This is a genomic window from Kitasatospora sp. NPDC127035 (assembly GCF_042726075.1).
Lineage (GTDB): Bacteria > Actinomycetota > Actinomycetes > Streptomycetales > Streptomycetaceae > Kitasatospora.
Genome location: NZ_JBHXDN010000006.1, coordinates 68462 through 87640, shown reverse-complemented (window position 1 = coordinate 87640; position 19179 = coordinate 68462). Strand labels below are relative to the sequence as shown.

The following is a 19179-nucleotide window of genomic DNA, read 5'->3' as shown; positions in this document are numbered from 1 at the left end:
TTTCGGCATGGGACTTCGCGAGGACAAGAAGCACCGGACCCGCGCCCTGCTGGCCGACACCGCCATGGGGCTGTTCGCCGAGCGCGGGTTCGAGCAGGTGACCGTGGTCGAGGTGGCCCGGGCCGCCGGGGTCTCGCCCAACACGGTGTTCAACTACTTCCCCACCAAGGAGGACCTCTTCTTCGACCGGCAGGACGAGGTGGAGGGTCACCTGGCGCGAGTGGTGCGGGAGCGTCCGGCGGGCGCGTCCGTCGTGGACGCCGTCCGGACGGACCTGCTGGCCGGGCTGGACGCGGGCGAGCCGACGTACGGGCTGAGCCCGCAGGCGGCGGTGTTCTGGCGGTTGGTCGCGGAGAGCCCGGCGCTCCGCGCACGGCTGCTCGATCTGGGCGAGCGCGCCGAGCGGGCGCTGGCGGCGGCACTGGCCGAGGAGGCCGGGACACCCGCGGACGCCCCGCTCCCCCGGCTGGTCGCGGGCGCGATCGCCGGGGCGCACCGGGCGGTGTTCGCGGAGATCCGGCGGGGCATGGTGGCGGGCGAGCCGGTGGACGCGGTCCGCACGAGGGTGGAAGCCGCGGTGACCGCGGGGTTCGGCCTGCTGGGGTCGGGCCTCGCGGGGTGGCCGCCCGCCCGGTGAACGGCCGCCGGGCCGCGCACCCCGGGTGGGCGCCGGTCCCGGCGGGAACGGACCGGGCCGCCCGGTCGAGGTGACCGGGCGGCCCGGGGCCGACTGCGGGACGCGGCTAGCTGTGGCGTCCGCGACGGCGGGCGGCGAGCACGGCGAGGCCGCCGAGGCCCAGCAGGCCCACGCCGGCCAGGCCGAGGACGACCGGGCCGTTGCCCGCGCCGGTCGACGGCAGTTCACCGCCCCCGCCGCCCGGCTTGCCGGGGGCCGGGTGGTGGCCGGTCGGACCGTGGCTGCCCGATCCGTGGCCGCCCGGCCCGTGGCTCGTCGGCCCGTGGCTGGTCGGCGCCGCGCTGGACGAGCTCGGCGAGGAGGTGGGCGAGGTCGGCGAGGCCGTCGGCGACGTCGGGCTCGCGGTCGGGGACGTGGGGCTCGCGGTCGGCGACGTCGGGCTCGCGGTGGGGGACGTCGGCGAGGCCGTCGGCGAGGTCGGGCTCGCGGTCGGGGACGTGGGGCTCGCGGTCGGCGACGTCGGGGAGGAGGTCGGCGAGGTGGGCGACGGGCTCGGCGTCACCTCACAGTCCGGCAGGTCCCCGTCGAACGGGTAACTGTGGATCTCGTAGCCGCCGTTGCCGGTCTGGATCAGGTTGCCCGCCAGGTAGACCCGGCCGTTCATGCCCGGCATGGCGATGGTGGTGGTGCCGGCCGGGTTGCCGGCCATCACCGAGCCCTGGAACTGCGCGCTGCCGAGGATCTGCGCCGAGGTGGCCGTGGGGAAGTTCCACAACAGCTTGGAGCGCATCTCGGTGGTCGGGTCGCCCGGCAGGCCCGTCCCGGTGTAGGTGTTGATGTTCGCGTCGTCGGACAGCATGTTGACCACGACGGTGGCACCGGCCGGGATGTTGTTGAACACCAGGCCGATCTGCCGGGCCGCCGCGCCCAGGCTCCCGGTGACGTTGAAGACCTGCTTCATGCTGGTGCCGTCACCGGTGAAGGTCGCCTCGGTCATGGTGACCGCCACGGTGCCGGTGGCCGTCGCCCGCCCGACACAGGCGGAGACGTCCTCGATCTGGGTGAGCACCGACTGGTACGGCGCGGCGGCGTTCGCGTCCTGGATCGCCTGACCGGTCGGGTCGATGGAGACCGTGCCGGTGAGCGTGCCCGCGTAGCGCAGGTTGCCGAAGGCCTGGCCCTGCGAGTCGCTGCCGCCGATCAGCAGCGAGTTGCCGGGCAGCATGGTCACGTTGCCGCCGACGGTGAGGAAGTCGCTGCCGTTCGGCGGCACGACGCGGGAGCCGACGCCGACCACGCCCGCGTTGTAGGCGCCACCGCCCTCGCTCTTGTCGACGGTGAAGTCACCGAGCGCGACGATCTTGCCCTCGGCCTCGGCGGCCCGCCCGTTCACGGTGTAGTCGCCGCCGGTGAAGACGTTGATCGTGGCGTCCCGGCCGGGGAAGTCGCCGTTGTTCGGCGGCGGCCAGGTGGCCGGGCAGTCCGGCCCGCTGCAGGCGCCCAGCGGCGGAGCCAGCGGCGCGGCGGAGCCGACCGTCAGCACCGCCGCCAGCGGCAGTGCCGCGACGGCGGTCGCCACCGCGACCCGGACGGTCCGTCGCCGGCCGGCGGCCGGCGCGCGCTCCACGGCGGTTCTTCTGTGATCCGGCGTACCGGTGCCCTGATCCATCGACACATTCCTCCGCGCAGAGAAAAGGGCAGGTTGCACAACCTGCCTCGTTCCGTTTGATACAGGATCATCCCACCTGATTCCCTCAGATCCGGGACATCAAATATCAAATCGGACGATCCACACCCTACAGACCATCAGTAGCGATCCGACAATCCGTCGAACGGCCGACCGGCCCCGTGGGCCGCCCCTCCCCGCTAGGTTGTGACCATGACTTCCGAGCCCCAGCAGACGCACGAGAACCCGGACACCCGCCCGGACGCGGACACGGGCACGGGCACGGGGGCGGACACGGGCACGGACGCCGCACTCGCCACCGTCGCGGCCAGCGCCGACGTGCTGCGCCACCCCGAGGCCGGCGAGCACCTGCTCACCGCCGTCGAGAAGGAGCGCGCCGCCCGGTTCCGCCACGAGGCCGCGCGCGTCGACTTCACCGCCGCGCACATCCTGGTCCGGCTCTGCGCCGCCCGGCTGCTCGGCGTCCCGGCCGCCGGGCTGACCCTGGCGCAGAACTGCCCCGACTGCGGCAAGGGCGACCACGGCAAGCCGTACCTGCCCGACCACCCGGACGTCTCGGTCAGCCTCTCGCACACCAAGGGCGTGGTCGCCGCCGCCGCCGGACACCGGCCGATCGGGGTCGACGTCGAGCTGAACGCCCGCAGCGGCAGCCTGCTCGACGTGGCCGGGCGGGTGCTCACCGCCGCCGAGCTGCGGCAGGTCGAGGCGCACGCCGACCCGGCGTCGGCCTTCCTGCGGTTCTGGGTCCGGAAGGAGTCGCTGATCAAGATCGGCCGCACCAGCCTGGACGAACTCGCCGGCGTCGACCTCTCCGGCCTCGCCCTGGACCTGCCCGCCGGCGGGCCGCTGCTCAGCCGATTCGAGGAGCTGTACCTGCTCGACTGGGTGGACGACGCGCACGGCGCGGCCGTCGCGGCGGTGAGCGCCGTGCCGCCCCGCGTGGTGGTGCTGGCGCCGCCGGCCGGCTGACCGGCCGCGGATCCACCCGCCCGGAGGGGCTCCGGATAAGCGGTGTTAGCGTCCTGACCAGGGCGGAGGAACCGGACGCCCCGGCTGTCCGCGCCGCGATCGCCCGCGCAGCCCCCGTTGAGTCCCTAGGGTGCCCCGCCATGGCCAAGTTCCTGCTGAGCCTGCATGTCCTCGCCTCGGTGCTGTTCATCGGTCCGGTGGCCGTGGCCGTCAGCATGTTCCCCCGCCGGGCGTCGGCGGCACTCGCCGGCGGCCCGGACAAGGCGGCCGACGCCGGCATGCTCCGGATGCTGCACCGGATCACCCAGGTCTACGCGCTGCTCGGGATAGCCGTCCCGGTGCTCGGCATCGGGGTCGCCCAGGTGATGGACGTGCTGGACCAGTCCTGGCTGATCGTCTCGATGGTGCTCACCGCGGTCGCGGCGCTGTCCCTGCTGCTGTTCGTCCTGCCCGCGCAGCAGGCCGCGGTGGACGCGCTCGACCTCGACGCCGAGACGGCCGAGCACGGCAGGGCCGTCCGGGGACTGAAGCTGCTTCCGATGACCGCCGGCGTGTTCAACCTGCTCTGGGCGGTGGTCGTGGTCCTGATGATCATCCGACCGGGATCGACCACCGGCGCCTGACCCCGCCACCCCCGCCGGTACGGCCTCCGTACTACTGTCCCGCCCATGACGATCATCGCGGGGATGGGGCCGGAGACCGGTTCGGGCGTGGGCGTCCTGCTGCGCGGCTGGCGGGAGCGGCGCCGGCTCAGCCAGCTGCAACTGGCCCTGCTGGCCGACTCCTCGGCCCGGCACATCAGCTTCGTCGAGAACGGACGCGCCCGGCCCAGCCAGGAGATGGTGCTCCGGCTCGCCGAGCACCTCGACGTCCCGGTCCGCGAGCGCAACACCCTGCTGCTGGCCGCCGGGTACGCGCCGCACTACCCCGAGAAGCAGCTGGACGACCCCGCGATGGACGCGCTGCGCTCCGGCATGGAGCGGCTGCTGGCCTCGCACGACCCGTACCCGGCGCTGGTGGTCGACGGCACCTTCCGCGTCCTGGCGGCCAACCGCTCGCTCGGGATGCTGCTCGCCGGGGTCGCCCCGCACCTGCTGGAACCGCCGCTCAACGCGATGCGGATCACCCTGCACCCCGAGGGCCTGGCCCCGCTCATCGTCAACCTGCGGCAGTGGCGGCGGCACCTGCTGGAGCGCATGGAACAGCAGGTCGGGCTGGTCCGCTCCGAGCCGCTGCGGGCGCTGCTCGACGAGGTCGGCGCCTATCCGGACCCGGTGGGCGGCGCGGCGGACGACGGCGCGGACGACGACGCCACCGCCCTGTTCCCCTTCGCGCTGCCGCTGCGGATCGCCTTCGGGGGGCGGGTGCTGTCGTTCCTGTCGACGATCACGACGTTCAACACCCCGATGGACGTGACCGTCTCCGAACTCGCCCTGGAGGCCTTCCTCCCGGCCGACGCGGAGACGGTCGCGTTCCTCCAGGCCGCCGTGGGACCGGAGCGGTGACCCCTCAGCGGGCGACGGCCCGGCGGCGCAGCGCGGTGAACTGGAGGACGGCGAAGAGGAGCACCGTGCCGGCCTGAAGCGGGATCCAGACGAGACCGGCGGTGGTCGGCTCCAGCCAGAGCTCCATCGCCAGGACGCTGAGCACCGTCCAGGCCAGGTTGACCTCGATCACCGCCTGCACGGCGAGCCGCGGCGGCTGCGGACGGGCTGCCAGCAGGCCGACGGCGAGGCCGACCACCGTGAGCAGCACACCGATTTCGACCAGCGTCGAGCGGCCGACGCCGAGCAGGTCACCGAGCGGGCCGGAGAAGGCCAGGTAGGCGAGGCCGTTGCCGCCGGTCACGACGGCGTCCAGCGCGAGGTAGCCGCGCAGGGCCTTCGGGGAGGCGGGGGCGGTCGGACGGGCGGCGGCAAGGGTGTTCGCGGACATGGCGGATCGGCCTCCGGTGGTCGGAACGGATCCCGGGCCGCGGTCCCGCGACCCGGTACCGCCCACTCTGGCGGGCCGCCCGGAAGGCGTCGATTACCTCCGAGGTCATGGCCTCCCCGCCGGTCGGGCCCGGCCGCCCGGGGAGGGCCGCGCCGCAGCCCGCGCCGTGTATTGACGTATCGTCAGATGCCGAAGAGGCGGGCCGCGTTGTCGTGACAGACCGCGCGCAGCCAGTCCTCCCCCAGCCCGGTCCGCTCCAGCGCGTCCAGCTGGTGCACGTACCGGTAGGGGATGTTGGGGAAGTCGCTGCCGAGCAGGACGCGGTCCCGGAGCCCGGCCAGGCGCGGCAGTTCGGCGGGCGGGAAGGGGGTGTCCCGCTCGACGAAGTCGGTGAACGCGATGGTGGTGTCGAGCCGGACCTCCGGGTACCGCTCGGCGAGGTCGAGGAAGTCGGTGTACTCGGGCAGGCCGAGGTGGGCGACCACCAGGACGAGCCGGGGGTGCCTGGCGAGCACCTCGCCGATCGGCCCGGCACCGGTGTGCTTGCCGGGGACCGGCCCCGATCCGCAGTGCGTCACCACCGGCGTACCGGTCTCGGCGAGAAGGCCCCAGACCTCGTCGAGCCGCTCGTCCGCCGGGTGGTAGCCGCCGACCTGGAGGTGCGCCTTGAAGACCCGGGCGCCGCCCTCGATCGCCCGGGCCACGTACCCGGGTGCCCCGGGCTCGGGGAAGAACGTGGCGGTGTGCAGGCAGTCCGGGGTGCGGGCGGCGAATTCGGCGGCCCAGCCGTTGAGCCACCCGGCCATGCCGGGCTTGTGCGGGTAGAGCATCGCGGTGAACGCCCGGACACCGAACTCCCGCAGCCACCCGACCCGCCGGTCCTCGGCCTCGCGGTAGGTGATCGGCCACGGCCGGTCGACCAGCGGACCGGCCGCGTCGAAGTACGCCCACACCTTGTCGAGGACGTTCTGCGGCATGAAGTGCGTGTGCACGTCGATCAGTCCGGGCAGGCCGAGGCCCTGCCAGAAGGCGCGGACCCCGGCCGTCTCGGCGTCCCGGGCCTCCCGAGCGGCCTGCACGGCCTGCTCGGCCTGCTCGGCCGGACCCGTCATGCCGGCACCGGGCGGGCGCGGTCGATGATCGCGCCCGCGTCGACGCCGGCCGGCAGCGTGCCGAAGGCCGCTCCGTGGTCGCCGCCGAGACGGGAGGCGCAGAACGCGTCGGCCACCGCCCGGTCCCCGTACCGGACCAGGAGCGAACCCTGGAAGGCCAGTGCCATCGACTCGACCAGCCGGCGGGCGCCGAACTCCGGGTCCTCCGGGCCGGCCAGCTCCTTGCGCAGCCCGGCGACGGCGGCGTCCAGCCTGCGGTCCGCGCCGGCGGCGGCGTCCAGCTCGCCGAGGAGGGCCTCGACGGTCTCCGGGCGCCGGGCCATGGCGCGCAGCGCGTCCAGGGCGGCGACGTTGCCGGATCCCTCCCAGATCGAGACCAGCGGCGCCTCGCGGTAGAGCCGGGGCATCCCGGACTCCTCGACGTAGCCGTTGCCGCCGAGGCACTCCAGCGCCTCGGCGGCGTGCGCCGGACCGCGCTTGCAGACCCAGTACTTGGCCACCGCCAGGCCGAGCCGGCGGACCAGCGCCTCGCCCGTGTCCCCGGCGAGCGCCGCGTCGGTGGCCTGGGCGAGGCGCATCGCCACCGTGGTGGCCGCCTCGGACTCGACGACGAGGTCGGCGAGCACGTTGCGCATCAGCGGCTGGTCGACCAGTGCCCTGCCGAACGCCCGCCGGTGCAGGGCGTGGTGGACGGCCCGGGTGGCGCCGAGCCGCATGCCGGAGGCGGCACCGGTGGTGCAGTCGAGGCGGGTCATGTTGACCATCTCGATGATGGTCGGGACGCCCCGGCCCTCCTCGCCGACCAGCCACCCGACCGCGTCGTCGTACTCGATCTCGGCGGAGGCGTTGGACTTGTTGCCCAGCTTGTCCTTGAGCCGCTGGAGGTGGATCCGGTTGCGGGTGCCGTCGGGCAGGACCCGCGGCAGCAGGAAGCAGCTGAGCCCGCCGGGCGCCCGGGCGAGGGTCAGGAAGAGGTCGGACATCGGCGCCGAGGTGAACCACTTGTGGCCGGTGAGGCGGTAGCTGCCGTCCGGCCGCGGGGCGGCGGCCGTGGTGTTGGTGCGGACGTCCGAGCCGCCCTGCTTCTCGGTCATCGACATGCCGGCGATCAGGCCCCGCTTGCCCTGCGGTGCCCGCAGCCCGAAGTCGTACGTGGTGGAGGTCAGCAGCGGCTCGAACTCGGCGGCCAGCGCCGGGGCGGCGCGCAGGGCGGCCACGGCGGCGTAGGTCATCGAGACCGGGCAGGTGTGACCGGCCTCGACCTGGCCCCAGACGAGGAACTTGGCGGCGCGGGCGGCGTGCGCGCCGGGCCGGTCGTCCCGCCACGGCGCGGCGTGCAGGCCGTGGCCGACGGCGGTGCGCATCAGCTCGTGCCAGGACGGGTGGAACTCGACCTCGTCGATCCGGTGGCCGAAACGGTCGTGGGTGCGGAGCACCGGCGGGTGCTCGTTGGCCAGCCGGCCCCACTCGGCGGCCTGTTCGGAGCCGGCCAGCCGGCCGAGTTCGTGCAGCTCCGGCTCGGCCCAGCCCGCGCCGGCCCGGTGCAGGGCGGCGAGCAGGGCCGGATCGGCCGCGGTGTCGTGTCCGTACGGCAGGGGTACCTGGTTGGTGACCTCATGCGTCGCTGTCATCGCGTCCTCCCAGGGCACGCAGGGTGAAGGAGACCAGGGCGGGGACCACCTCGGGCGGGGCGGTCCGGGTGTCCGGCGGTCGGGCCGCCGCGAGCGGACCTGCGAGCGCCTCGCCGACCGCGCCGACGATCGCGGCGGCGGTCAGTTCCGGGTCCTGGCCGGGCACGTCGCCGGCGGCGAGGGCGGCGGTGATCTCGGCGGCGATCACGTCGCGGAAGGCCCGCCGGAACACCAGGCGTTCCGCGTCCACCACGGTGTCGGCCGGCTCGACCAGGAGCGCGTGGGCGAGCCGTGGCGCACGCAGGGCGCGGGCGGCGAAGGTCTCGACCACGGCCGCGATGCGCGTCCGGGGGGTGTCGTGCCGGGCGACGGCCTCGTGCACGGCGGCCACCTCCCGGGTGACGACCCGGCGGAACAGCTCGACCGAGAGCTCGGCCTTGCTCGCGAAGTGCTGGTACATCGAGCCGGTGGCGATCCCGGCGCGGTCCGCGACCGCGGCCATGGTGCAGCCGCCGTAGCCGCGCTCGGCGAGCAGCCCGACCGCGGCCTGGAGCACCGCCTCGCGCTGGGCGTCCAGGCGGGCTTGTACGGCGGGCGTGCGTCGGTAGGCCATGAAAGAATTGAAGCACCGATTCACTGCTTCGGGGAGAGGCGCGCGGCCCCGGGGGTGGTGCTCGGCCACCGCGCCCTACAGGCGGACGCGGTCAGGCGCGTGCCCTACAGGCGGACGCGGTCCTGCTTCAGCCCCTCCTCGTCGAGCGGGCCGATCGGCGGGACGCGGTACTGCCCGCTCAGCGAACGGGCCGCGGCGTCCCCGCCGAGTCCGGCCCACTCCAGCACCTTGGCGGTGGCCGCCGCCGACTCGGCGGCCGGCAGCTTCTCGATGTTGGCGCCGTGGTTGCCGCCGGGCACGGTGTAGACGTAGCTGTCCTCGCTGCCCCGGCCCAGCCGGAACGGCTCGGCACCCCACGGGTCGTTCTGGCCGTAGACGTAGATGATCCGCTCGGCGGAGTTCCGCACCCAGCGGTCGATGTCGCGCATCGCGGACGGGTCGAACCGCATCGCGATGTTCTTCGGCACGTAGGTGCGCGGCGAGTACAGCTCCTTGTAGTCGTAGTGCAGCAGGCCCTTCAGGTGCGACACGTCGAAGCTGGGCGCGCCCAGCTCGGTGCCGGCCTGGTAGTAGTACGCCGTGTAGTTGGCGAGCGACTGGTCGCTGTTGCCGGTGATGCCGGACTGGGCGTCGAACCAGGCGTACAGCTCGTCGTCGGTGGCGGTGGCGGCCGGGACCTTGGCGCAGTCGGCGGCCAGGCTGTACTGCCAGAACGCCCAGACCGTGTCGAGCACGCCGGACTCGTACGCCCGGTCGGCGCTGCCGGTGGTGGTGAAGGTGGAGCCGGCGGCGGCGTTGTCGGCGGTGTAGCGGGCGAACAGCCGGTCGCGGCGGACCAGCAGTTCGCGCTGGGCGGCGGTCAGCGCGGCCCGGCACTCGGGCGTGCCGACGTTCCGGAAGAACCGGGAGTAGGCGGAGTCCTCACGGTCGTCGACCTCGTTCGGCGCGACGTAGGCGATGGTGCCGGCCACGTCGTCCGGGAAGAAGCGGCGGTGGTAGGTCGACGACATGCCGCCCTTGGAACCGCCGGTGGAGAGCCACTCCTCCTGGTAGATCCGCTTCAGCGCGGTGATGATCCGGTGCGAGTCCGTGGCCCCCTGACGGATGCCGGCCTTGCTCCAGTCGGCGGGCACGGGACGGGACGGCGTGAAGTAGCGGTACTCGACGGAGACCTGGTTGCCGTCGACCAGCCGGGCCGGCTCGGTGCGCGAGGGCGTGGTGCGCAGCGCGTAGCCGTTGGTGAAGTAGACGGTCGGGCGGTCGTAGCCGCGGTGCAGCACGCTCAGCCGCTGCTGGAAGCTGCCCAGCCAGGGGCGGTCGTGGTCGATCGGCTGGGTGTAGGTGAGCAGGAAGTAGCGGTGGCCGGTGGTGGTGGGCCGTTCCTCGGTCACGGTCAGTCCGCGGATCGCCGCCAGGCGGTCCTTGATGTCGGCCGACGGGTCGTCGGCGACGGAGGACGCGCCCGCGGCGGCACTCTCGGCGAGCGCCGGGGTGGCCAGGCCGAGGCCGAACAGCGGTATCAGCAGGACGGCCACCAGCAGCCCTCTGAGCTTCTTGGTCATCAACTCTCCATCGGGTCAACGGAACTGTTCGATGCTCTGTCCGTACTCTCCGACAGCCGGCGGGCGGCTGCCGTACGGACCGGCCGTCCGGTAGACGGCCGAATGGGCCACCCGCAGGTCGCGGATGGCCCATCGGGGTGAACGTGCTGGTCAGGGGCGCGGCAGGGTGCAGCCGGGCAGGGTCAGGTCGAGCCGGTTCCCGGAGGCGAAGCAGGCCGGGATGGTGTAGGTCTCCTGGGCGTAGCCGATCCCCCGGCGGACGGTGACCGCGCCGTTCTGGTCGACCTCGCAGGGGTTGTTCAGGGTGCACCGCTGGCCGGACTCGTTGATCGTGTTGTTGACGGCGACGACGGTGCCGTTGGCGTCGACGACCGGCGAGCCCGAGGTGCCGCCGATGACGTTGCAGCTGGACGTGTAGCGGACGGAGTCCTTGAACGTCCACTCGGCTTCCTTCAGCCGGTAGGCGAACCCGTCGACGGAGCAGGAGTAGATCTTCTTCCAGTACCCGGAGACGACCTTGATCGGGGTGCCCTGGACCGGGTGGGTGGCCGCGACGGTCAGCGGGGCGATCCGGTACTGCGACTGGATCGCGGCGTAGGTGGTGTTCAGCTGGTAGATCGACACGTCGGTGTCGGTCATGGCGCCGTACACGATCTTGGTGGCACGGAGCGTGCCGAGCGATCCGCCGCTCGCGTTGAGCAGCGTGAAGGTGCGGCTGGACGCCCGGTTGACGACCACCTGGCCGGGGCCGGGCATGCCGGTCTCCAGGCAGTGGCCGTTGGAGAGCACGAGGGCCGGGTCGTTGGCGGTGGAGTTGGGGAGCCGGACGAGCGAGCCGGAACAGTTGTTGAGCGCGACGGTACCGGCGAAGGTGACCGCGGCGAGCGCCTGTTGACCCTCGGGCGCCGCCGCGACGGTCCGGGCCGCGGCTTCGGCGGTCGCGACGGTCGGGGCGGTCACGGAGGGGGCGGCGGTCGCCACGGGGGCTCCGGCCAGGGCGGTGGCCCCGGCGAACAGGAGCGTGGCGAGCGTGCCTATGAGCGGCTTCTTCATGAGAGACCTCTCGGTGTGGGGGTGCACCAAAGCTGTCGCGGACATGACGTGTTGTCAAGAGTCGCGCCGCGTCCGGATCCGGACGCCCCGACCGGGGCGACGATTTCGGCCGCCCCGACCGACCCCGACGCACCGGCCGAACGGCCGTAGCGTCAACTCGCCTACCCCTGAGGGTTATTGGCCTCGGCGCCGTCCACCGGACAGTGCCGGCGGCCGACGCTGATCAGCCGCGGCCGGAGCCGGGCCGTGGCCGCAACCCGCCGGCTCGCGCCCCGGGTCGGCCGACCACGGCGTGCTCCGGCGGTTCGGCCTCCGGCGCCGGGCCGGGGTCGACCGGGCTCGGGTCGGCGCCGGGCCGGGGTCCTCCGGGGTCCGACCCGGCGCCGACCGGGGTCCTCCGGGGTCCGGTCCCCGCCTCCGGTGGTCGAGATCCGGCCACTCTGCGGGCACACACCCGTCCGCCCCCCGTACTGTTGGCCGGAGGCCGGGTGACGACATGGGGGCTGAAGTGACCGAAGTGACCGGAGCGACCGACAGGACCACCGCCGGGCGCGGCGACACCGGGCCCGGGCGGGCCGGCCGCCTGCTCGCCGTGAGCGACCTGCACGTCTCCTACCAGCAGAACCGCGACCTGGTGGAGCAGCTACGCCCGGAATCCCCCGACGACTGGCTGATCGTCGCCGGTGACGTCGCCGAGTCCACCACCACCATCCGCTGGGCGCTGGGCCTGCTCGCCGAGCGCTTCGCCAAGGTGATCTGGGCGCCCGGCAACCACGAGCTGTGGACGCACCCCAACGACCCGGTCCAACTACGCGGCGTCGCCCGGTACGAGTACCTGGTCCGGCTCTGCCGCGAACTCGGCGTGGTGACCCCCGAGGACCCGTACCCGGTCTGGACCGGCGCCGGCGGCCCGGTCGCCGTCGCGCCGCTCTTCGTGCTGTACGACTACTCCTTCCGGGCCCCCGGCACCACGACCAAGGAGGAGTCGCTGGCCGCCGCCTACGAGTCCGGCGTGGTCTGCGCCGACGAGCGGTTCCTCCACCCGGACCCGTTCCCGGACCGCGACTCCTGGTGCCGCGAGCGCGTCCGGCTCACCGAGAAGCGGCTGGCCGGGCACGACCCGGAGCTGCCGCTCGTCCTGGTCAACCACTACCCGCTGGTCCGGGAACCCACCGAGATCCTCTGGTACCCCGAGTTCGCCCAGTGGTGCGGCACGGAGCTGACCGCCGACTGGCACCGCCGCTTCAACACCGCCGCGATGATCTACGGCCACCTGCACATCCCCCGGCGGACCAGCTACGACGGCGTCAGGTTCGAGGAGGTCTCGCTCGGCTACCCGCGCGAGTGGGGCAAGCGCGGCCTGCCGGACCCGCTGCTGCGCGAGGTCTTCCCGCAGTCCTGAACGCGCGGGCGGCGCGCCGGTCACTCCCGACGCGCCGCCTCCCGACCCTGCCGCCCTTACTCCGGCGCCTTCCCCTCGGCCTTCTCCTCGGCCTTCTCCTCGGCCTCCGCGAAGGTCGCCGAGGGCTCCGGCCGTTCCGTCACCACCACCAGTTCGCCGCCCGACACCTTCGCCACCAGCGTGTCGCCCTCCTGCACGCTGCCGTCCAGCAGCAGGTTGGAGATCCGGTTGTCCAGCTCGTGCTGGATCGTCCGGCGCAGCGGCCGGGCCCCGAACTCCGGCTGGTAACCCCGGTTCACCAGCCACTCCTTGGCGTCGTCCGTCACCTCCAGCCGGACGTCCTGCGCCTTCAGGCGGCGCCGGCTGCGGTCCAGCAGCAGGCCCACCACCTGGAGCAGGTCCTTGCGGGTGAGCCCGTGGAAGACGATCACCTCGTCGATCCGGTTGAGGAACTCCGGCCGGAACTGCGTCCGCAGGTCCCGCATCAGGTCGTCCTTGATCTCGTCGACGTCGCCGGCGTGGTCGAGGATCCGCTGCGACCCGATGTTGCTGGTCATGATCACCACGGTGTTGCGGAAGTCGACCGTGCGGCCCTGCGCGTCCGTCAGCCGTCCGTCGTCCAGGACCTGGAGCAGCAGGTTGAAGACGTCCGGGTGGGCCTTCTCCACCTCGTCGAAGAGCAGCACGCTGTACGGCTTGCGGCGCACCGCCTCGGTCAGCTGGCCCGCCTCGTCGTAGCCGACGTACCCGGGCGGGGAGCCGACCAGCCGGGAGACCGTGTGCTTCTCCTGGAACTCGCTCATGTCGAAGCGGATCATCCGGTCCGGGTCGCCGAAGAGCAGCGCGGCCAGGGCCTTGGCCAGCTCGGTCTTGCCGACACCGGTCGGCCCGAGGAAGAGGAACGAGCCGGTCGGCCGGTCCGGGTCGCCCATTCCGGCCCGACCGCGGCGCACCGCCTGGGCGACGGCCGTGACCGCCTGGTCCTGCCCGATCACCTTCTCGTGCAGGTGCTCCTCCAGCCGCAGGAGCCGCTCACGCTCGGTGGCGTTCAACTCGGCCACCGGGATGCCGGTACGGCGGGAGAGCACCTGCGCGATGTCCTCGGCGGTGACGGCGACGACCTCCTCCCGGTCCTCGGCGAGCGCGGCCAGCTCGTCCTCGGTCTGGCGCAGCTCGGCCTTCAGGTTGGCGGCCCGGACGAACTCCTCGTCCGCCACCGCCTCCTCCAGCTCGCGTCGCAGCTTGGTGATCCGGTCCTGCACCGGCATCGCCGTCGTCGATCCGCTCAGGCTGCGCAGCCGGACCCGCGCGCCCGCCTGGTCCAGCAGGTCGATCGCCTTGTCCGGCAGGAAGCGGTCGCTGACGTAGCGGTCGGAGAGCGTCGCGGCGGCGTCCAACGCCTCGTCGGTGAAGCGCACTTGGTGGTGCGCCTCGTACGCGTCGCGCAGGCCGCGCAGGATCTCGACGGTCTCCTCGACGGTCGGCTCGGGCACCAGCACCGGCTGGAAGCGGCGCTCCAGGGCGGCGTCCTTCTCGATGTGCCGGCGGTACTCGTCCAGGGTGGTGGCGCCGACCACGCTCAGCTCGCCGCGGGCCAGGGCCGGCTTGAGGATGTTGCCCGCGTCCATCGAACCCTCGCCGCCGGAGCCCGCCCCGACCACCGTGTGCAGCTCGTCGAGGAACAGGATCACGCTCTGCTCGGCCGCCGTGACCTCGTCGATCACGCTCTTCAGCCGTTCCTCGAACTCGCCGCGGTACTTGGAGCCGGCCACCAGCCCGGTGAGGTCCAGGGTGACGACCCGCTTCTCCTTCAGGCTCTGCGGCACGTCACCGGAGACGATCCGCTGCGCCAGCCCCTCCACGATCGCCGTCTTGCCGACGCCCGGCTCGCCGATCAGCACCGGATTGTTCTTGGTCCGGCGGGACAGGATCTCGACGGTCTGCTCGATCTCCTCGGCCCGGCCGACCACCGCGTCCAGCCGGCCCGCCCGCGCCTCCTCGGTGAGGTCCTGGCCGTACTCGTCCAGGGTGGGCGTCCGGCTCGGCTGCGCACCGCCGGAGCTGCGCTCGCCACCGGAGCTGCGGCCGTCCAGCACCGTGCGCAGCGCCTCCCGCGACGGGGCCACGTTCCGCAGGGCCGCCCCCGCGCCCGACCGGTCCTCCTCCAGCAGCGCCCCGAGGATGTGCTCGGGCCCGATGTACGAGGCACCCGCCGCCTGCGAACGGGCGTGCGCGGCGAGCAGCGCCCGCTTGGCGGCCGGCGTCAACGCGGGCCGGCCGTCCCCGGTGGGCGTCTCCGCGCCGACCGGCAGCGCCTCCGCCAGGTCGCCGGCCAGCCGGTCCGGGTCGATCCCGGCCCGCTCCAGCATCCGGCGCGACGGATCCACCCGGGTGGATGCCCACACCAGGTGCGCGGTGTCGAGATCGCTGCTCCCGTCCTCGGCGGCACGCTGCGCGGCCAGGCCGAGCAGCTCCTGCGCCGACTCGCTGAGCAGCCGACCGATCGGCACCCGCTGCACGTTGGGTGGGGACGCCATCGGGCTCATGCCGAAGAACCGGCTGAGCAGGTCGGAGAACGGGTCGTTCGATCCGAACGGCGGCATGGTCACGGTGGTTCACCTCTCCCGAGCGGGCTGCGCCCCCACACAAACACAGGCCGTGCGGCCCCGCCTCCCGAGCGCGGACGGTCGGGCGAGGGGCTCGGAAGGGGCCCGGGAGGCACCCGGGAGGCACCCGGGAGGCGCTCTGTTCACGGGCATCCGGAGTCGGCACCCTGTGGACATGACGACTCCTCGACGGATCGACGTACGGCTGGGTGACCGCTCCTACCCCGTGCACATCGGCCCCGGGGTCCGGCACCTGCTCCCCTCCGTCGTGGCCGCCACCGGCGCGGCCCGGGCCGTGGTGGTGTCGGCCCGCCCGCCGGAGGAAGTCCCGGACCCGGGCGTGCCGTCCCTGCTCGTCCCGGCCCAGGACGGCGAGCACCGCAAGACCCTGGCCACGGTGGAGGAGCTCTGCCGGGCCTTCGCCGGATACGGCCTGACCCGCCACGACGTGGTGGTCTCCTGCGGGGGCGGCACCACGACCGACGCGGTCGGCCTGGCCGCGGCGCTGTACCACCGCGGGGTGGCCGTGATCCATCTGCCGACCACCCTGCTGGCGCAGGTGGACGCGGCGGTCGGCGGGAAGACCGCGGTCAACCTGCCCGAGGCGAAGAACCTGGTCGGCGCCTACTGGCAGCCCCGGGCCGTGCTGTGCGACACCGACCACCTGCGCACCCTCCCGCCGGTGGAGTGGGCGAACGGGTACGGCGAGATCGCCCGCTGCCACTTCATCGGCGCCGGCGACCTGCGCGGGCTGCCCGTCCACGAGCAGATCGCCGCGAGCGTCGCCCTGAAGGCCTCGGTGGTGGCCGCCGACGAACGGGACGGCGGGCTGCGGCACATCCTCAACTACGGACACACCCTGGGCCACGCCCTGGAACGGGCCACCGACTTCGCGTTGCGGCACGGCGAGGGCGTCGCGATCGGCACGGTGTTCGCCGGGCGGCTGGCCGGTGCGCTGGGCCGGATCGGCCCGGAGCGGGTGGCCGAGCACCTGGCGACGGTGCGCGCGTACGGGCTGCGCGAGCGGCTGCCGGCCGGAGTGGAAACGGCGGCCCTGATCGCCCTCATGCGGCAGGACAAGAAGGCCCTGTCGGGCACGGGGCTCGCGTTCGTGCTGGACGGGCCGCGCGGTGTCGAGCTGGTGCCGGACGTGCCCGAGCAGGTGGTGGCCCGCACCCTGGACGCGATGGAGCGCGAGCCGGAGGGGAGCCGCCCGGCCGCGCCCGACGGACCCTAGGCGCCGGCGGACCGGCGGACCCCGGACACCGGCGGACCCGGCGGCGTCCGGGATCAGGGATCCGAGATCCGGGGTCCGGGTCCGGGGTCCGTCCGGCGGGAACGGTCAGAGCCGGCCGTGGGCCCGCAGGGTGCGCAGGGCGTCCAGGGTGACGATCGGGCGCCACTCGGCCGCCGAGCCCGGGGCCCAGAGCCGCCACAGCACGGGCCAGCCGCCGTCCTCCTGCTGCACGGCGGCCAGGTGGTCCAGGCAACGCGCCACCTCCCGCTCGGTGAACCACTCCCGGGCGAGCGAACGGGGGCTCCGCAGGACGTCGGTGACGTAGTGGTACTCCCCCGCCGCGTACGCGGGGTGGACCGGAAACTCCTCGGCCCGCGCCGGGTCGGTCACCACCAGCCGCTGGTCGCGGACGAGTTCGCCGAGCCGCTGGGCGGACTTGGCGGCCCGCCCCCGGTCCGGAACGCCGTCCAGGAAGGCGAGGGCGGCCTCCACCTCGTACGGGTGGGAGGAGGTCAGACCGTCGACGGCCTGCCAGCAGAACTCGGTCGCGGCGTCCAGCCACGGGTCCTCGATGCCGTTGCGGTGCAGCCGGCCGACGATCACCCCGGTGGCCAGCAGGCTGCCGGGCGGGTTCGGCCGCACCGTGAGGACGGCCGAGGACGGGTAGCCGGCGATGCCGGGATGGAGCGTCGGCAGGCCCCCGTCGGGCGAGGTCAGACTCGGCAGGTGACTGCGGAGCCGAGCCGTGCGGGCGGCGTCGCACCGGCCGATCTCGTCCAGGACGTTGAGCGCCGCGGCCGCGGCCAGCGGCTGCGAGGACGGCCCGCGCACGTCCGCCTCCAGCGCGTACGCGTAGCCGCCGTCGGGGCGGACGTAGGCGGCGAGCGCGGTCTCCACGGCGTCGGCGCCGCCGCCGAGGAAGTGGTGGGCGAAGCGGTGCTGCTCCAGCGGACGGGCGGAGAGCCAGACGAACCATTCGGCGCGTTCGAGGACGGTACGCACGCGGGGCCTCCCGAGGTTGTGCAGAAAGGGTACTGACGGAGCGTCAGTCATCGGGCGAGAAGTACCATACCAGCCGACCTGGAGAGAAAACGGACATCTCGCACACGTCCCCTGGCGTGCCCGTGGCCGCTGGGTCAGAGTGGAACCGTTCATCCGACCGGTCCGACGACGGAGGGCACACGTCGCATGAGACACAGGATTCTGGGCGGCACCGGCATATCGGTCAGCGAATTCGCCCTCGGGGCCATGATGTTCGGCTCCTGGGGCAACACCGACGAGGAGGAGGGCGTCCGGACGATCCGGCTGGCCCTGGACGCGGGCATCAACCTCGTGGACACCGCCGACATCTACGGCGACGGCGGATCGGAGCGGATCGTCGGCCGGGCGATCCGGGGCCGCCGGGACGACGTCGTCCTCGCCACCAAGTTCCACAGCCCGATGGGCCCGGACGCCAACCACCGCGGGAACTCCCGGCGCTGGATCACGCGGGCGGTGGAGGGATCGCTGCGCCGCCTCGACACCGACCACATCGACCTCTACCAGGTGCACCGGATCGACCCGGACACCGACATCGACGAGACGCTCTCCGCGCTCTCCGACCTCGTCCGCTCCGGCAAGGTCCGCGCGGTCGGCACCTCCAACTTCCCTGCGGACCAGATCGTCGAGGCCCAGTGGGTCTCCGAACGGCGCGGACACGTCCGGTTCCGCAGCGAGCAGCCGCAGTACTCCGCCCTCGCCCGCTCCGCGGAGACCCACGTCCTGCCGACCGCACAGCGGCACGGCATGGGCGTCCTGCCCTGGGGGCCCCTGGGGGCGGGCTGGCTCACCGGCCGGGAGATCCGGCCGGGCGTCGGGCGGGCCGTGCTGGAACAGCGCAAGTTCGACCTCTCCGTCCCGGAGAACGCCGCCAAGGCGAAGGCGGTGGCCGAGCTGCGCAAGGTGGCCGCCGACGCGGGGCTGTCGCCGGCGCACCTCGCGCTGGCCTTCGTCCAGTCCCATCCCGCCGTCACCTCCGTCCTCCTCGGCCCGCGCACGCCGGGGCAGTTGACCGACCTGCTGGGCGCGGCCGGGGTGGAACTCGACGACGGGGTGCTCGACCGGATCGACGCGATCGTGCCGCCCGGCGTCGACCTCAACCGCGCCGACCACCACTGGGTGCCGCAGTCGCTGACCGACCCCTCGCTGCGCCGTCGGCGCACCGCTCCCCGGCGGGAGGCGTGATGGCCCGCGTCCCGTTGACCGAACACGCCAGGGCCGTGCTGGCGGCGCCGGTGTTCGCCGTGGTGGCGACCCTCCGCGCGGACGGCACGGTGCACCAGTCCGTCGTCTGGGTCGGCCACGACGGCACCGACCTGCTCTTCGGGATCGAGCGGGGCAGCCACAAGGAGCGCAACCTGCGGCGCGATCCGCGGATCTCGGTGCTGCTGCACCCGGCCGACGCCCCGTACACCTACCTGGCGGTGCGCGGGACGGCGTCGATCGAGCCGGTGAAGCTGCACGACGGGCTGATGGACGAGATGTCGCGCCGGTACACCGGGAAGTCGCACGCGGAATTCCTCGGCGAGCTGCTGCCCGCCGAGGAGGACCTGCTGGTCGTGCGGGTCGCCGTGGAGTACCTGCTGGACCGGTGAGGAGGCGGCGGGGGGGGGGGGGGTACACCGCGGACCCCGCCGCCGGCCCGCCCCAACCCCCGGAGCGCACGTGGGGGAACCAAAGCAAACGGCCCACGCCCC

The 19179-nt window shown here is 73.6% G+C and carries 17 protein-coding genes; 8 read left to right on the top strand and 9 right to left on the bottom strand.

Going from position 1 to position 19179, the window contains the following annotated elements:
* Positions 1 to 7: 7 nt before the first annotated feature.
* Positions 8 to 637, top strand: a complete 630-nt coding sequence (locus ACFWIC_RS05480; RefSeq protein WP_329878896.1) for a TetR family transcriptional regulator — start codon at positions 8 to 10, stop codon at positions 635 to 637.
* A gap of 106 nt (positions 638 to 743) precedes the next feature.
* On the opposite strand, the gene ACFWIC_RS05475 is transcribed toward ACFWIC_RS05480, so the two are convergent.
* Positions 744 to 2264, bottom strand: coding sequence for a choice-of-anchor A family protein (locus ACFWIC_RS05475; RefSeq protein WP_380360342.1), 1521 nt, complete (start codon positions 2262 to 2264; stop codon positions 744 to 746).
* A 252-nt stretch (positions 2265 to 2516) separates the two neighbouring features.
* Between ACFWIC_RS05475 and ACFWIC_RS05470 the strand changes: the two genes are divergently transcribed.
* The 3 genes from ACFWIC_RS05470 (at position 2517) to ACFWIC_RS05460 (ending at position 4798) form a co-directional block, all read left to right on the top strand.
* Positions 2517 to 3293 (top strand): 4'-phosphopantetheinyl transferase superfamily protein, encoded by a 777-nt coding sequence (locus tag ACFWIC_RS05470; RefSeq protein ID WP_329951595.1) that lies wholly within the window; start codon positions 2517 to 2519, stop codon positions 3291 to 3293.
* Positions 3294 to 3433: 140 nt separating this feature from the next.
* The gene (locus ACFWIC_RS05465) at positions 3434 to 3916 is read left to right on the top strand and encodes a DUF2269 family protein (protein ID WP_329951594.1); all 483 of its coding nucleotides are present in this window, start codon (positions 3434 to 3436) and stop codon (positions 3914 to 3916) included.
* A 45-nt stretch (positions 3917 to 3961) separates the two neighbouring features.
* Entirely contained in the window at positions 3962 to 4798 is an 837-nt protein-coding gene (locus ACFWIC_RS05460) for a helix-turn-helix domain-containing protein (protein WP_380360338.1), read from the top strand.
* Between the two features lie 4 nt (positions 4799 to 4802).
* Here the strand turns inward: ACFWIC_RS05460 and ACFWIC_RS05455 are convergent, their stop codons facing one another.
* The 6 genes from ACFWIC_RS05455 to ACFWIC_RS05430 all read right to left on the bottom strand — a co-directional run bounded on the left by ACFWIC_RS05455 (position 4803) and on the right by ACFWIC_RS05430 (position 11199).
* The gene (locus ACFWIC_RS05455) at positions 4803 to 5228 is read right to left on the bottom strand and encodes a hypothetical protein (RefSeq protein WP_329951592.1); all 426 of its coding nucleotides are present in this window, start codon (positions 5226 to 5228) and stop codon (positions 4803 to 4805) included.
* Between the two features lie 182 nt (positions 5229 to 5410).
* Entirely contained in the window at positions 5411 to 6340 is a 930-nt protein-coding gene (locus ACFWIC_RS05450) for an amidohydrolase family protein (protein WP_380516046.1), read from the bottom strand.
* Positions 6337 to 7971, bottom strand: a complete 1635-nt coding sequence (locus ACFWIC_RS05445) for an acyl-CoA dehydrogenase family protein (protein WP_380360334.1) — start codon at positions 7969 to 7971, stop codon at positions 6337 to 6339. The genes ACFWIC_RS05450 and ACFWIC_RS05445 overlap by 4 nt, the downstream gene beginning before the upstream one ends.
* A complete protein-coding gene (locus tag ACFWIC_RS05440) occupies positions 7955 to 8584 on the bottom strand; it encodes a TetR/AcrR family transcriptional regulator (RefSeq protein WP_329878904.1) in 630 nt (209 codons plus the stop codon). Before ACFWIC_RS05440 ends, ACFWIC_RS05445 begins: the two co-directional genes overlap by 17 nt.
* A 104-nt stretch (positions 8585 to 8688) precedes the next feature.
* Complete coding sequence (locus ACFWIC_RS05435; RefSeq protein ID WP_380516041.1) at positions 8689 to 10146, bottom strand: S28 family serine protease; 1458 nt, start codon at positions 10144 to 10146, stop codon at positions 8689 to 8691.
* A 150-nt stretch (positions 10147 to 10296) separates the two neighbouring features.
* Positions 10297 to 11199: a serine protease gene (locus ACFWIC_RS05430; protein WP_380360329.1), complete on the bottom strand. Its 903-nt coding sequence runs from the start codon at positions 11197 to 11199 to the stop codon at positions 10297 to 10299.
* A 517-nt stretch (positions 11200 to 11716) separates the two neighbouring features.
* On the opposite strand from ACFWIC_RS05430, the gene ACFWIC_RS05425 reads away from it, so the two are divergent.
* A complete protein-coding gene (locus ACFWIC_RS05425) occupies positions 11717 to 12601 on the top strand; it encodes a metallophosphoesterase (protein ID WP_329879031.1) in 885 nt (294 codons plus the stop codon).
* A 56-nt stretch (positions 12602 to 12657) separates the two neighbouring features.
* Here the strand turns inward: ACFWIC_RS05425 and ACFWIC_RS05420 are convergent, their stop codons facing one another.
* Positions 12658 to 15204 carry an ATP-dependent Clp protease ATP-binding subunit gene (locus tag ACFWIC_RS05420; RefSeq protein WP_380516326.1) on the bottom strand — a complete coding sequence of 849 codons (2547 nt, stop codon included), beginning with the start codon at positions 15202 to 15204 and terminating at the stop codon, positions 12658 to 12660.
* A 178-nt stretch (positions 15205 to 15382) separates the two neighbouring features.
* On the opposite strand from ACFWIC_RS05420, the gene ACFWIC_RS05415 reads away from it, so the two are divergent.
* Positions 15383 to 16444, top strand: a complete 1062-nt coding sequence (locus ACFWIC_RS05415) for a 3-dehydroquinate synthase family protein (protein ID WP_380516038.1) — start codon at positions 15383 to 15385, stop codon at positions 16442 to 16444.
* Between the two features lie 105 nt (positions 16445 to 16549).
* On the opposite strand, the gene ACFWIC_RS05410 is transcribed toward ACFWIC_RS05415, so the two are convergent.
* On the bottom strand, positions 16550 to 17497 hold the full coding sequence (locus ACFWIC_RS05410; RefSeq protein ID WP_380516036.1) for a hypothetical protein: 948 nt from the start codon (positions 17495 to 17497) through the stop codon (positions 16550 to 16552).
* A 135-nt stretch (positions 17498 to 17632) separates the two neighbouring features.
* Between ACFWIC_RS05410 and ACFWIC_RS05405 the strand changes: the two genes are divergently transcribed.
* Together ACFWIC_RS05405 and ACFWIC_RS05400 are read left to right on the top strand one after the other, a co-directional pair.
* Positions 17633 to 18667 (top strand): aldo/keto reductase, encoded by a 1035-nt coding sequence (locus ACFWIC_RS05405; RefSeq protein ID WP_380516033.1) that lies wholly within the window; start codon positions 17633 to 17635, stop codon positions 18665 to 18667.
* Positions 18667 to 19077 (top strand): PPOX class F420-dependent oxidoreductase, encoded by a 411-nt coding sequence (locus ACFWIC_RS05400; RefSeq protein WP_329878911.1) that lies wholly within the window; start codon positions 18667 to 18669, stop codon positions 19075 to 19077. Before ACFWIC_RS05405 ends, ACFWIC_RS05400 begins: the two co-directional genes overlap by 1 nt.
* Positions 19078 to 19179 lie beyond the last annotated feature (102 nt).